Origin of the sequence: Calothrix sp. 336/3, assembly GCF_000734895.2 — a bacterium.
Lineage (GTDB): Bacteria > Cyanobacteriota > Cyanobacteriia > Cyanobacteriales > Nostocaceae > 336-3.
Genome location: NZ_CP011382.1, coordinates 776122 through 789966, shown reverse-complemented (window position 1 = coordinate 789966; position 13845 = coordinate 776122). Strand labels below are relative to the sequence as shown.

At 39.2% G+C, this 13845-nt stretch carries 12 protein-coding genes and 1 pseudogene; 6 read left to right on the top strand and 7 right to left on the bottom strand.

Translation table 11 applies throughout. The features are described 5' to 3' along the window. Positions 1 to 93: 93 nt before the first annotated feature. A complete protein-coding gene (locus IJ00_RS29370) occupies positions 94 to 261 on the bottom strand; it encodes a hypothetical protein (RefSeq protein ID WP_201782660.1) in 168 nt (55 codons plus the stop codon). 86 nt (positions 262 to 347) lie between these two features. Between IJ00_RS29370 and IJ00_RS03155 the strand changes: the two are divergent. Further along, positions 348 to 1420 (top strand): annotated as a pseudogene (locus IJ00_RS03155) (IS4 family transposase). Between the two features lie 68 nt (positions 1421 to 1488). Here IJ00_RS03155 and IJ00_RS03150 read toward each other — a convergent pair. Next, complete coding sequence (locus IJ00_RS03150; RefSeq protein WP_238178421.1) at positions 1489 to 2682, bottom strand: cysteine desulfurase family protein; 1194 nt, start codon at positions 2680 to 2682, stop codon at positions 1489 to 1491. A 323-nt stretch (positions 2683 to 3005) separates the two neighbouring features. Here IJ00_RS03150 and IJ00_RS03145 point away from each other — a divergent pair, with 323 nt between their 5' ends. From IJ00_RS03145 to IJ00_RS03135, 3 genes are read left to right on the top strand one after another with little or no spacing between them, the layout of a single operon-like run. Then, positions 3006 to 3833, top strand: a complete 828-nt coding sequence (locus IJ00_RS03145) for a DUF4007 family protein (RefSeq protein WP_035149984.1) — start codon at positions 3006 to 3008, stop codon at positions 3831 to 3833. Next, on the top strand, positions 3830 to 4312 hold the full coding sequence (locus IJ00_RS03140; RefSeq protein ID WP_035149983.1) for a hypothetical protein: 483 nt from the start codon (positions 3830 to 3832) through the stop codon (positions 4310 to 4312). Before IJ00_RS03145 ends, IJ00_RS03140 begins: the two co-directional genes overlap by 4 nt. Then, positions 4309 to 5610, top strand: coding sequence for a hypothetical protein (locus IJ00_RS03135; protein ID WP_035149981.1), 1302 nt, complete (start codon positions 4309 to 4311; stop codon positions 5608 to 5610). Before IJ00_RS03140 ends, IJ00_RS03135 begins: the two co-directional genes overlap by 4 nt. A gap of 170 nt (positions 5611 to 5780) precedes the next feature. On the opposite strand, the gene IJ00_RS03130 is transcribed toward IJ00_RS03135, so the two are convergent. Then, on the bottom strand, positions 5781 to 7211 hold the full coding sequence (locus tag IJ00_RS03130; protein WP_082127410.1) for an HNH endonuclease domain-containing protein: 1431 nt from the start codon (positions 7209 to 7211) through the stop codon (positions 5781 to 5783). Positions 7212 to 7386: 175 nt separating this feature from the next. Between IJ00_RS03130 and IJ00_RS27485 the strand changes: the two genes are divergently transcribed. Next, positions 7387 to 7584, top strand: a complete 198-nt coding sequence (locus IJ00_RS27485) for a hypothetical protein (RefSeq protein ID WP_082127247.1) — start codon at positions 7387 to 7389, stop codon at positions 7582 to 7584. A 64-nt stretch (positions 7585 to 7648) separates the two neighbouring features. On the opposite strand, the gene IJ00_RS03125 is transcribed toward IJ00_RS27485, so the two are convergent. Together IJ00_RS03125 and IJ00_RS03120 are read right to left on the bottom strand one after the other, a co-directional pair. Next, positions 7649 to 8170, bottom strand: coding sequence for a transposase (locus tag IJ00_RS03125; protein WP_238178549.1), 522 nt, complete (start codon positions 8168 to 8170; stop codon positions 7649 to 7651). A gap of 89 nt (positions 8171 to 8259) precedes the next feature. Beyond that, positions 8260 to 8700 (bottom strand): helix-turn-helix domain-containing protein, encoded by a 441-nt coding sequence (locus IJ00_RS03120; RefSeq protein ID WP_035149977.1) that lies wholly within the window; start codon positions 8698 to 8700, stop codon positions 8260 to 8262. A gap of 89 nt (positions 8701 to 8789) precedes the next feature. Between IJ00_RS03120 and IJ00_RS03115 the strand changes: the two genes are divergently transcribed. Continuing rightward, entirely contained in the window at positions 8790 to 10307 is a 1518-nt protein-coding gene (locus IJ00_RS03115) for a hypothetical protein (protein ID WP_035149974.1), read from the top strand. A gap of 12 nt (positions 10308 to 10319) precedes the next feature. Here the strand turns inward: IJ00_RS03115 and IJ00_RS03110 are convergent, their stop codons facing one another. Continuing rightward, the gene (locus tag IJ00_RS03110) at positions 10320 to 12854 is read right to left on the bottom strand and encodes a hypothetical protein (protein ID WP_238178420.1); all 2535 of its coding nucleotides are present in this window, start codon (positions 12852 to 12854) and stop codon (positions 10320 to 10322) included. After that, a complete protein-coding gene (locus tag IJ00_RS03105) occupies positions 12851 to 13792 on the bottom strand; it encodes a DUF4007 family protein (RefSeq protein WP_046814703.1) in 942 nt (313 codons plus the stop codon). The genes IJ00_RS03110 and IJ00_RS03105 overlap by 4 nt, the downstream gene beginning before the upstream one ends. Positions 13793 to 13845: the final 53 nt, after the last annotated feature.

Below are 13845 nucleotides of genomic sequence, written 5' to 3'. Positions count from 1 at the left end.
AGAATAATCCGAAATTATTATATTTACGTCTTTTTTCAATAAAGGAATTTAAATGACAAAATTAAGACGCGACCGCACAATTCATTATTTTGTTTAGTTTTCAGAGTAGAGATAGTATTTTTCTCTCCTCGTAGTAACAAAAGAGGGATAATAGTGAAAAATATCGGTATCCACTCCATTGGGAATAACTTGAATTTTTTCCCCATCGACTCCCCGACTTTTCAGGTATTCACCTGTCACCTTGCTACGAGTATATGCCACAAGTGTTGAATGTTAAAAAAAGTTAAATAAAAATAGCCCCAAATATGATACTTTGGAGCTATAAAACTAATAAAATAAATATTAATGTGATTGTACATTCATTTCCAAAAATTGTCAAAAATATTCTTGGTAACTTGCCAAAAAATGATTACCCGGTTTTAAATACTCGATTATTTGTCTCATACTGGATAGGATTTATTCTAGATAATAGTCTAGAAAGTATGCGTGATTTATTTAAACGTTTAAACAATACAGGTTATGAAGCCGATATATCTACCTTTTCAAAGGCGAATAAACATCGAAGTCCAGAACAATTTATCAAGATATATCAACATTTAAATCAGATAATTAATAAAATTAAAAAGAACAAGCATGATAAAGATTATATGATTTGTCCTATCGATTCTACAATCATTTCGATTCTACAATCATTACACTCACTAGCAAATTGCTATGGATTGCAGGTTATCACCAAGTCAAATTATTCAGTTCATTGAATTTGACGAAAGGGACACCAGAAAATAATAATTTGATTATTTTTGGACAAGACCATGATGCTAAATATGGTTCGTCAATGATGTCAAATTTACCTCCAGAAGCTGTTGGTGTTATGGATAGGGGCTTTGCTGGATTAGAATTCATCAAACGACTTAGCGAAGAAAATAAGTTTTTCGTTTTAAGGATAAAAAATAATTGGAAACTAGAATTTGATAAAAAAAACGAATTGATTAAAGTTGGTACAACTAAAAATTCGGGCTTGTATAGAGTTGTCAGTTTCTGCGATATGGAAACGAAAACAGAGTATCGTCTCGTTACAAACTTGCCTACTTCAAATTCACTTATTTCTCCTGACGAACGAGGAGAAGAAGCTGGTGTATCAAATGAAGAAGTTATGGAAATTTATCGATGTCGTTGGGGTGTTGAATTGCTATGGAAGTTCTTAAAAATGCACTTAAAGCTTGACAAGCTTATTACCAAGAATGTCAATGGAATCACAATTCAAATCTATTCTAGTCTCATTGCTTATTTAATACTTCAACTCATAGAGATACCAGAACAATGGGGTGATAAATTAATAGATAAATATCGCTATCTTCAAAGTTGTATGAATAAAGATACTAGCTACATACATTGGATAGATGGCATTCTTCCTTGTTGAGTAAATAATGCCTTTACTCCTAAGAAACACATTCGGTAGGTGTTTCTTAGGAGTAACTTTTGATAATGCTAAGACTGGAAAAACATGATTGGACGAGTTAAGTGGACTACTGATGATAAAATTTCTGCTGCCTGTTCAATTTCAAAGGAATTTGTAAATTTACCTATGCCAATACGCAGTGCCCCTTCAATAACTTCTGTTGGTAAACCCATAGCTTGAAGAACATGAGAAGGTGTTTCTACACCCGATGAGCAAGCGGAACCTGTAGAGATAGCTAGTTTATTACGGACTCTAGCAATGATTACACTGTTGGGAAAATCAGGAATGGAGATATGGAGGTTGCCAGATAACCGAGAGTTAACATCACCATTGAGGATTAAACCAGGGATTTTACTTAGTAACAGGCTTTGTAATTTATCTCTCAGTTCAGCGATCGCCCATTCATCTTCTTCCATTTCTAGTAGTCTTAGGCGACAAGCTTCTCCCAACCCAACAATACCAGGAACATTGAGAGTACCTGACCTTAATCCCTTTTGATGTCCACCACCAAATAAAATGGGATTAAGTTGATATCCCTTTCTCACAACCAAAGCTCCTGAGCCTTTTGGTCCGTAAAGTTTATGGGCAGAAATTGCTAGGTAAGTAATGCCCCATTCTTCAAAATTCATAGGGATTTTTCCCACAGCTTGGGAAGCATCACATAAAAAAGGAATGTTATATTTTTGAGCTATTTTTCCAACTTCTTGGATAGGATAAATATTGCCAATTTCATTGTTGGCTGCCATTACACATAGTAATGATAGCCCTGATGCACAGACTTTTTCTACATGGTCTAAGTCTAATCTGCCTTTTGAATCAATTTGCAGGTTTATAACTTCAGCTAATCCTTTTTTCGCTAGTGCATAACAGGTATCTAAAACTGCTTTGTGTTCAATTGGTAAGACAGCAATGCAAAGTCTGGTTTTATTAGTGGTTTTTTCAAGGATGCTGCCTTGAATAGCTAAATTGATGCTTTCAGTGGCTCCTGATGTAAAAATTACCTCTTTTGGTGAAGCTCTAATTAATTTAGCTACATGAATAGCTGCTTGAGAAACCGCTTGTTCTGCTTCATCGCCATAGCTATGATCGATGCTGCTAGCGTTACCGAATGCTTTGGTCATGTAGTGCAACATCAATTCTGCAACCCGCTTATCAACCGGGGTTGTTGAGTGGCAGTCGAGATAGATAGGATAATTTTGATTGGGTGTATCAGTAGGCAGCAACGAGTTAATGACTACTCCTAACTTGAGAATGATAAGTAAATGCGCTTACATTAGAATCATACTTGGAAATTGTAGCGCTAAACCTGCTCAATCCGTATGCTTTTGTGGCTTGCTGCTATAAGCGTGGTAAGCACTAGGAGGGTGAAGCATAACTAGGATTCACGCACCGCGACCGAATTACGTCCGTTGCAAGCATAGCGATAGCTAAAGCGCGGCAATCTCAAAACTTGATTTTACGTCTTCAGTGCGTAAGTCCTGAACTATATGTATTGACGCAAATTTCTGTTTTGGAAATAAACCATTAAAAGTAAAAGGTGTAACTCTTGGCAAAAACAATAGGTTTTTATCAAAATTTTAATTTAGATTTGAAACGTCTAAGCGCAGCTTTACAATGCGTTGAGACTCAGCCTGAACTGGGTCATGATGCTTTGGCGACTTGTATGGGTGTTAATCGGCCTGTTGCAGAAGGATTTTCCGCGTGGTTACGTCATACGGGTTTAGCAACGCTAGGAGAACAACGTCAACGGGGACGAAGCTACGAACTAACACCCTTTGGCAAGTTAGCTTTTAATTACGACCCAAATTTAACAGATTTGGGAACGCAATGGATACTGCATTATTATTTATCCACTAAACACACTGAATGTTCTCAAGCGTGGCGTGTTCTGATGAATGAATTTCTTTCACCTGGCTTGAGTTTCACTGCTGAACAATTTACTTCGTATTTTGCCAGTGTTATGGGGGATGAAGTTAAAAATCGCTCCGCACTAAAAAAAGACCCTTCCACAGCTATTAGTACATACATACGCCCGCAAGGGTTTAGCAAATTAGGGATTTTAGGTAAAGAAAAAACCACCATCAGCGTAGCTTCCCCTAATTTCCCACAAATTTTGGTAATAGGGTATGTGTTATTTGATTGGTGGCGGCGTCATTACAATCAAACGAATACCTTAAGCTTCCCCCAATTGTGTAAGGAAGAAGGTAGCCTGGGGCATATTTGCCAAGCTTCGGAGCCACAGGTGCGTCAGTTTGTCAGCGAATTAACAGGTTTGGGCTGTTTAAGTTTTTCACAAACACAACACGAGCCAGTCAACCGACTGTATTTGGAACCACCACACCTGTTACTAGAACGTTACTACAGCCAGCGATGAAATTTGATACTCTGCTTGATTCACTTGAGAAACAAGTCCGCTTGGTATGTAGTCAGCAAGCTCGATACCGCGTTCTCTGGGTTGTTGGAAAGCCCCGTTCTGGAAAAACTTCCCTTTGCCGAGCGCTTTGTAACCGTACTGGTTGGAAATATATCAACTTTACACTTGACCCAGACTTTTTAGAAAATTTGATTGGACGGGAAGAAACCTATTGTCCGGAAGACTCTTTGGGAATATTAAAGTTAGTATGTAATGATACTGCGGCTGAGTTTGTTGTAGTTGATGAGATTGAACCTTTGTTAGGTTGGTGGACTCCGCAACAGCAAGAGGTGTTTTTTAGGCAAGTTGGGCGTGCTACCGATTTGCGGACTGGTGTGGTGTTGGTAACTCGCAAGCACGCAAAGTTAGAGTTAGGGAAAATACTGTCTGGAATGAGTCAAAATCATATATTTGAGATGCCAGAGGAAATACTGCTATGACACGAAGGATGGGGGAGTTAGTTGGAGTACAAGGTGGATTTAAACCTTCCGTCCAACTACCGAATGACTTTTTTGATCAGGAACAGAACCGCCACTTCGTTGAAAACTATATCCCTACTCCAGAAATTCTCGACATCTTTATGAGTGTTCGGGATAGTCTGCAATCTAATTCCGAACAACGCGCCCGTTCCTTTGTCGGTACTTACGGCACGGGTAAATCTGATTTGATGTTGATGATTGCAAATTATATCACACGCTCTGCCGACGACCCACTTTTAAAACCATTTTTTCAGAAACTACGGCTTTTGAATGATTCAAAAGCAAAAGCCATATATGATGCTCGCTTAGAAAAACCACCTTTTTTACTTGTACTTTTACAAGCAGATACAGCCATTACTTTTAATAGTTTTGTCTTGCGTGGTTTAGCTGATGCTCTTGAGGAAAATAATTTAGAAGATTTACTGGGTAATACTTATTATCAAGCGGCTTTAAATCAGATTGAAACATGGGAAAGTGATTATCCTGATATCATTCAGCGATTATCAGATATTTTAGAAAATGATTTTCGTCGGACATTAAATCAACTCAAAAATGAGTTAAAAAGCCCCCGTGCTGACTCAGCTTTAGGTATTTTTCGTCCCGCAGCCCAGAAAGCTAGTGGCACACCTTTTCAACCAACTGCTGTGATTGAAAGACCATCAGAAGCGTTTTTTGAAGTGGCGCAAAAGCTGGTAGAAGCAGGTGAATATAGTGGTATTTTTGTGATTGCGGATGAGTTTACACATTTGCTACAAAAACTGGGTGAGTCTTCAACCGCAGTTGTGGATACGAAAGGTATTGATAATTTAGCAGAAGCTGCTGGGCGTTCTGGAAGAAATCAACTGCATTTTTATGTAGTTAGTTTACAAAGTTTTGCCAGCGCCCAAGGTAGCACTCAAGAAGCACAAGCCGCGTTGGAACGTAGTGGTGGACGTTTCCTTCAAAATGAGTTGCGATCGCAAAACACGGAAGAATTGATAAGTGCTTCCATTGCTAAACTTATCCCCAGCGAGCGTTTGTTTGATAATGCTCAAGCACAGCAAGATGACTTACTTACTTTAGCTATGCGCTTGTGGGGAAGTCGTGCAACAGGTAGCGTTGACCGTGAATGGTTGCAGCAGAAGGTAGTACAAGGTTGTTTTCCATTACACCCATTAGCTACTTACTGTTTACCAAGATTAAACGCCGTTCTTGCTCAAAATGAACGTACAATGTTTAGATTCATTTGGGATGATGAGCATCAACCCATATTTTTTTGAAATTTTCTATATAGTATTTTTGAAAATTTTAGTCAGGTTTTAGTTTCTGTCTGGCAGACAAGCTAACAGTGTCTGGTAGACAAGCCAACAGTGTCTGGCAGACAAGCCAACAGTGTCTGGTTGAAGCCTTCTTAATTGAACGATATTTAAAAAAAAATTGCTGTAAGTTTCTATCTGTAAGACCAGTTAGGTGTAAATCCCTGGATGGTTGCCAAAGATATTTGAGGCATGATGATCAGCTCATAAGCATTTCTCAGCATTTCAAAGTTAAGAAGGTCATTTTTATCAGGAATTTTGAGTTCAGCTATATATGACTCAATATATTTATTCCATTGTGGCGATTTCATATTTTCATGAGAAATAATCAGCCCTTTGTGCTGCATTGCTACGAAAGCACTAAAGTAAATACTTGAAGGGAGATTATTAGATTTAGATGAGTTGACATCTGGTAAAGTTGGAACTAAATTCCAAAGATTATCGTGTGTTACGAATGACCAAGGTAAGTAATGGTCAAGAGAAAAATCATTTATATCTATAAATTTCCCAGAGTAAATACATTGGATAGTAGTAAATTGTAATACTATTTTCCAGTATTCTGTCTGTCTTTCTAAAGATTCTCTTTTTTGTGGTGGAAAGAGTTTATTACTAACGGCGGGAACGCTAGTATTACGCCTTTGCATATATTTTAGCCATTCCCAGGATACCCAAGAACGCACAATTACATAATTGTGTTTTATATATGAAACCCATTCAGGATGAAAATTAATAAACTGGCATTGATTAGGCGAACTACCATCAAACCGATACAGTGGCTTGAGAGTATCAAAGTAACTATTAGCTAAAGGGATGATTTTTTTATTTACTTCATCATCAGTTTTTACTTTGCCTAATAAATGCGTAAAGAATGGTCTGATTAATCGAAAGGGTACATATCTCATTAAAGATGATTGCCCTATTAGCATATCATCTAAATTTTGTTGACTTATTTTTGCTCTTAATTCGCTTTTATCAGCATCCTTAAAGCTTGTATCACTAATTGTTATATCTAATAAATTTAGTTTGTTAGCAATTTGGTCTTGTACTCCAAAAGATAAGTTGAAGTAACTATTGGGATACCAAGCGGTAGCTAACATCTCAATTGTTATTTCTCTAAAGCTGATTGGTAAAGATGCGTCAAATTTGTGTCTAACTAAAATATCTAAAAGAGATAAGAAAAAAATATACTTATATGAATTGGTAGTGTTTGCAAATAATCGAGAGAGAGCAGAAACATCTAGCCCCTCAATTTGAGGTAGTCCTACAAGGTCACTGCTCATCAAATTTATCTGGCTTTCTTGTGTGAACTCAGTAGAGAGAGTAAGCTTATCTTCCTCTGTGGTTGAGTCACTGACATACAAGCCCATAAACTCCTCAGCAGCACTTGGGTCAATTTCTCGTAGCGCCTCAACAATACTCAAAACCGTCTCAGAGTTTGGATCTCTAACCTCGTTAACCCAACGGTAAACATTAGAACGTGCAACCCCCAGCACCGTAGCCAACCTGCCTTGGCTAATATCGTGAGTTTCCAATACTTGCTTCAGAACTTTACCTGCTTTTCCCATACTTCCAACCATGCTAGAGGAATACAGAAGCATCGACGGCAGCCAATTGGACTACATTGCCTCTTGACAGGTGTGACCTAATTGGACTACATTATTTGTGAACAACTGGCAGCCAAATGGCTTCCGGTTAAGGATAAGTATTTAATAGCACACTTCTATCATTCAAGTCTTCTTTATGGTTTATAAAGAGCGTTTATGCCCTTGGGTAATTACCCGTTTATTACCCAATATGCAAAGAAGCGTTGTCTGTAGATTCCGTAGTCGGTCTGATGCTGACGGACATTTACAGGTTTTACGTCAACTAATTCCTAATGCAAACTTCGTAATCATATTTGACCTTCCAGAAAAAGACTCTGAGTGTTCCCAGTTTTAGACAATCGGCGCGGCAAATTTATTTGCTTATTATACATATTCAAATTGATGGTAAGTAGGTCAACCTAATTAAACATAAAACGTTTAACTTGGTACTGACCTTGGACGGCTCTATTTTCTATACCATCAATAATAGCGATCGCTAATTCATATTCATCCTCAAAAACTCGGCCAGCAAGCTCATCACGTTTGAGATGCAACCATTCGTCTTCAATGCGATTCATTTGTGGGCTATAGGGAGGTAGAAAAAAGATGTACAACCCTTGCTGTTGCCAACGTTGATGCTGCTGGCGAGCCAAAATACTTTTGTGAACAGAAGCATTATCGTGAATGATGACGGTAATTTGTCCAGTTTCCAGTAAGCGGTGTGCAGCAATTTGAGCTTGCCAATCCATGAGTTGGACATAGGTTGGTGCTTTCAATGTTCCAAGCATCAAAGCGTAATCAAAACTAGATTGCGGCTCCCATATACCGAAGATGTTGATCCGCCTACCGCGTCGTCTATTTTGGCGAATACGTTTTTGCTCTCCCCTACGCCCATAAGTGTAATCAGTGGGACTAGTGCAGTAACAACCAGATTCATCCAAGTACTTTAAACAAACCAATCCTAATTGTGCCCAAAGCTTAATTAATTCCCAATCTCGGCGTTTGGCTTGTAAATATTCTGGCTTGAGACTTAAAGCTGGACAGTAGCGGATACGTTTCCAACACCACCCCTTTTTTTGAGTAGTCGCCTAATTTGTTCGGCTCCTAACTCGATTTGTCGTTCTTCTAATAGCTTTTGACTTAGCTGGCGGGCACTGTAACGACGATTTTGTTCCAAGCATTTTTCTACTACTTGCCAATCTTCTTGTTGCCAACTTCGTTTTTTTCCGCGTCCTGGCGCTTCCCACAAACCTCCTAACCCCTGAACTTGCCAACGTTTTATTGTCTGCCTGACCGTTTGTTGTGCCCAACCTAAATACTCTGCAATCTGAGGTACATTCCATCCGTGGGCATTGAGGCGCAAAGCGATCGCTCTAAGTTTGGTTCGACGTGGTACTTTATCTGCACAACTGAGTTCTTTTAGTGTCAGGTCTTCTTCAGCAGTTAGTATTATTCTTAACGCGCTAGGCATAAGCTATCACTTAATTTCTGCACTCTATCTATCTTACGTTTTTTTTGGTTGACCTACTTAATTTTAATAAACTAAGGAGGTGAGACTGATTGAAAAAAAGCAAAACTCCATCTTTTATTACCGAAATTCAATTAAAGGTTTCTAACCAGCAAGAAAGAGAACTAATTGCAAGATTTCAGGCTGGTAGACAACTCTACAATGCTTGTTTGAACGAATCAATGGCAAGAATGGAGTTACTTAAAAGCTCCCAAGCCTACCAAGCAGCTAAAAAACTTCCCAAAGGTAAACACAGAGATGAAGCGTTTAAGCAAGCAAGACGAGCCTACCGCTATTCTGAATACGACCTTCATTATTATGTAACTTTAACAGCTACTCGTTCTAATTGGATTTCACAAAAAGTTGATTCTAATACTCAACAAAAGTTAGCTACCAGAGCGTTTAAGGCTAGCGAGAAAGTTCTGTTTGGGCTTGCTAAGTCTGTTAGGTATAAAGTACCTACACGCTTTCGGTCAATGGAGGGTAAAAGTAATAAATCGGGTATTAGGTGGAAATCTAATCAAATTGTTTGGGGCAAACTTGCCATAGATGGCATAATCCCTGACAACGATTGTGTTATCCAGCATGGACTAATTTCTACCATCAAGTATGTTCGTATTTTGTGGCGAGAATTGAATGGAAAGCGTAGATGGTATGCTCAATTAATTTGTCAAGGGCAACCATTTTCCAAACCACAAAATTATGTTTCGAGTGGAACGCTTGGAATCGATTTAAATGTTTCCAATGTAGCATTCGTTGCTGATAGTCATGCCGGACTATTGCCATTTGCTGAGGGAGTTCCGACTTTTGAACGAGAGATAAAAGCTATTCAACGCAAAATGGAACGCTCTCGCCGCACCAGCAACCCTGATAATTATAACCCTGATTTATTGTGCAAAAAGGGGAACAAGACTGTTAAGAAAAAAGGAACTATTAAGAAAGGTAGACGCAAATGGAATCAATCTAAAAATTATCAAAAACTGGCACGTAAAAAACGTGAACTAGAACACCGGAAAACATCTTATGCTAAGTCCCAAAACCGTAGATTAGCTAACGAAATTCTACGACACGGGAAAGACATTAAAACTGAGAATGTCTCAGTGAAGGGATGGCAGAAACGCTACGGAAAAGCTATATCTGCAAAGTCCCCCAGTTTTTTTATGTCAGAACTGACTCGCAAGGCTGAAAGTGCTAAGGGTTCAGTAATTAAGTTTTCTACCCAGAAAACTGCGCTGTCTCAGACTCATTTAGATGGGAGTCGCATGAAAAAATCCCTATCGCAACGAATTCATCAAGATGCGACAGGGGTTGTGATGCATAGAGACTTGTTTAGTGCGTTTCTGGCTAGATACGTTGATCGAGATATGCTCTCATTGCATTCTGCTCAAGTCGAGTGGGAGAGGTTGGAGCCGACCTTAATGGAGGCGTGGGAGCAGTACAAACAATACGCAAGCCGAGTAGGTACGTCCGAAAGCAGGAAGTCCGATCCTTCCTCTGAGTGTATCTCCATTGATTCAGATAACCGTAGCCAGATAGCCATTAAAGGGCGAAAAGCTACGAGCATTGCCTGAACCCTCCAAATTCTATTCGGAGGAGTGGCTCAGTAACAACTCAAAATGTTCGCTTCCCAAAACCGGGATAAACGTTCCATCCTTATAAACACCAACATCATCAGCGTGGTACAACAAAACACCCGCCAACAGTACCGGAATTACCCCTCGTTTAACCCCGTAAGGAGATGCTTCTAAAATAGTGTAGAGTTTATCTAAAGTCTGTGATTTCTCCTTGGCTTGCAAGCAAAAATCATCGATGGCTTGCCAAATTGTCTGCACACCTGACGTTTCATCTGGTGGATAAAATCCAAAATCTCCGCTTTCTTGACGATGAATTCCCGTTTTACCCAGTACAGAATAATATATACAGATTTCGGGGCCATACCCTTGCAAACCTAGTCTTTCATCTTCTGGGTTTTGTAGGATCGCCTCGATCAGTTCCCGCCTCGCCTTAGCACCTTGAGAGGTTAACTCTCGACGATTGATTAACTCATTCCAAAGCGTTACACCTTGGTTGTAAACTTCATCGCATACATCTGATAATTTGGCATTAAAATCTGTTGTGCGGGTGATATTTTCTTGTTTACCTTGAACCCAACAACCGTGAGAATTTGCAGTAACGTCAAAAGTTTGCGATAGAGTTTCGTCTAAAAATTGCTCCGCCTGTACCAGTCGAAAGCGTACTTCCTTTCTAGCTACGCCATCGGTTTGTAACTCAGGTGCGCTAGTTTGAATTTTTTTCAGTGCTGCAAATTCCCGCGCTCGAATTCGTAATATATCTAAGTTGGCGGCAGATAATATAATTAAAGGCTTACCGTCAGATGTGCTTGCAGGGACTTCGGTTAGTTTTGCCTCATCCACCCAGTAACCAACCAAACCATCACAGTCGTTGCTTGAACAATGCAATTTAGTTAAATCTTGTAGAGTATCGAGATAGCGGCGCTCAAAATAACGTATTGTACCTGTTTGATAACTATGACGCTGGGCGACTATTGGCGTGAGGGGACGGATGGTAGATAGAATTTCTGATAAATGCGATCGCTCTAGAGCGATGTAATTCGCTAGTTCGCTATCAACATTAAAATCAGATCCTTGCCAAATTCGCAACTCATCTAATTGGCGACGATGGTTAATTATATTTTTTTGCAGCAGCCGATCAATTATTTGTTCCCACTGATTTTTATTGCTATCTGTAGGACTGTCGCACATCGCCAAGGTTACTAATGTGCGCGTGGCTCGCATTGCACCTGTGGTCGTCACGAGGTTTAAAATACCAATAGCTTTTAAAACTCGCAGACTATCAACATCTAGGCGTTTCGCATCATCGATCAGGTTTTGAATTTCTACCCAACGCTGGAGATTTGGTCGAGATGCTAAACCTGTTCCCACAGCTTCAATAAAATAATCGTAAACCCAATCCAGCTTTAAAGTTGGTAAAGCATTCCTTTCAATCTTAGTTTCTACAAGGAAATTTTTAAATGAAAAGGGTTCTGCACTGGTAAGAAAAGTAAACAAAGAACGGTCATTTTGAGCATACCTCGTGCATAACATTGGTAAGACAAACGCTGTAATTGGATGTAATGGGTAGGTATCTTCTACCAGTTCTTGTGTATAATCATCTTTAATATCTTTTGGCAGACTCTCCAACCATTCTGCGGCTAGATTATTGACTGAACAACTAATTTTTTCTGCTTTTGAACGGTCAATTACTTGACCAATCAAGCGCGTCATTTGTGTCGGAGAATCTTGAAACGGAATATCTTCAAATCTTCCTTGAATCTTTGCCCACTCGTTGCGTTGTAAAGAAGCTAATCTTTCTCCATATTCAGCAAATGCTTGGTGTAATATCCCGACAATATATATGTTTAATTCTTTTCTCTTAGGTAACTCAGCTAATTGCTGTAGTAGATATAAATCTTCGACACCTTGATTTTGGACTGCAAATTCTAAATTCTTACCTAGCTCATCAATAATTAATAAAATATCAGTTTTAGCAGCTTCTCCTAATTCCTTGATTAAGCTAGGAATTTCTCGACTATCTACAGTTCCTCCCGTTGCAGCTTGTGTATCCAGGTCTAAAAGTTTTTGAGCAATACTAATTTTATTTAACTGTGCTGGCGACCAAAAAATTTCTGTACCTCGGAGTAATGCTCGCACAATTGTATTACTTAACGGCTCTCTTTGGGCGGTAGCTACAGCACGAAACAAACCTTGCTTTGGTATCTTTTCTTGAAGAGTTAGATATTCAAAACTGTCAGAGCCAAAATTATGTAATGCTATTTCCATAGCCTTTTGACGTATCTCGCTGTTTGAAGGGGCACACAACGAGGCGAAAAAATGGGCAAAAGCAGATTTACCTGTACCATATACGCCGGTCATTGTCCAAGCTCGGTGGCTAGAGACTCCTCCCATACCAGCTAAAATGCGTTTGATAGCATTAACTGACCTTTCCGTAGGGATATACCCAAGCATTGCATCAATTTTTTCTAAATCTCGCTCAACATTGATGGAACGAAAATAGCGACGCTGGAGACTAAAATATTCTGATAAAGATTTATTTGTCATTTTGTTCCACCAACTGCCCCTTGGTAATACTTGTCTAAGATATCTAGAGCTAAAGCCGATGGCTCCTCTGTGTATGAAAATTGAATTAAACCAGCAGCATCAGAAAGCATTATTGAATTGCAACTTCTTGTTACTTGTTCAATCGCGTTGTATACAGCATTTTCTGCAAGCTTAAATACCATTCCTGGACTGCCAATATCGTAAATTAAACGAGCAACGGAAATAGTTCTTTGTTCGCGCCCAACCAAACTAGCATACTCAAGACAAGCTGCCACAATCATTTCTGCTGGTAAATTTCCTTTCTCACCAACACGGAACATATAATGTCTTGAGTCGCCTGCTCGATAAATAATTCCCAAACCAGTAAAAGGGCAGTCTAAACTATCTTCACTCACACCTGTTTTTGTACTTCCTTGCTCAACATACATTCGTAAAATACAAGTGATATCTTTCTTTAAAGAAGACTCAGCAATGCGAGGTGCAATGCTATCTCTGTAGTCGCATAAACCATTGAATAACTCTTCTTGGGTAAATTCATTTTGTCGAAAAAGATTAAAGGCGAAATACCAAGCCGCAGCATTACAGCTTGGCTTCAATAAGTTCCAATGTAAAAGCCATAGTGTTGCTGGGTCTTCTAGAAAAGGGTCCCAACCATTTTCTCCTAAAAGTTGAGCACCAAACTCAGAAGGGGCATCCTTTTCCAACACCTTAAACGCATGACACCAGTAGCGAATAGCACTCGCCATATTTTTCCCAACACCTAGCCGCACAGGAGCCTCCTCGCGCAGGAAGATACCCGAATCATCTCTTGCAGCCTCAAAACCTTTCTTAATCCAGCCGTAGCGCGGGTGAAAGGTTTCATGGCGGGCAAAAACTGGGTTAACATGAATTGTTTTTTTGATATCGCCATTTAAATTTAGGGCAATTTGCTTTCCCATAATTTTCAGTTTTATAAGTTAATAAACCATAATTCAAAAGGGATTAAAATCCT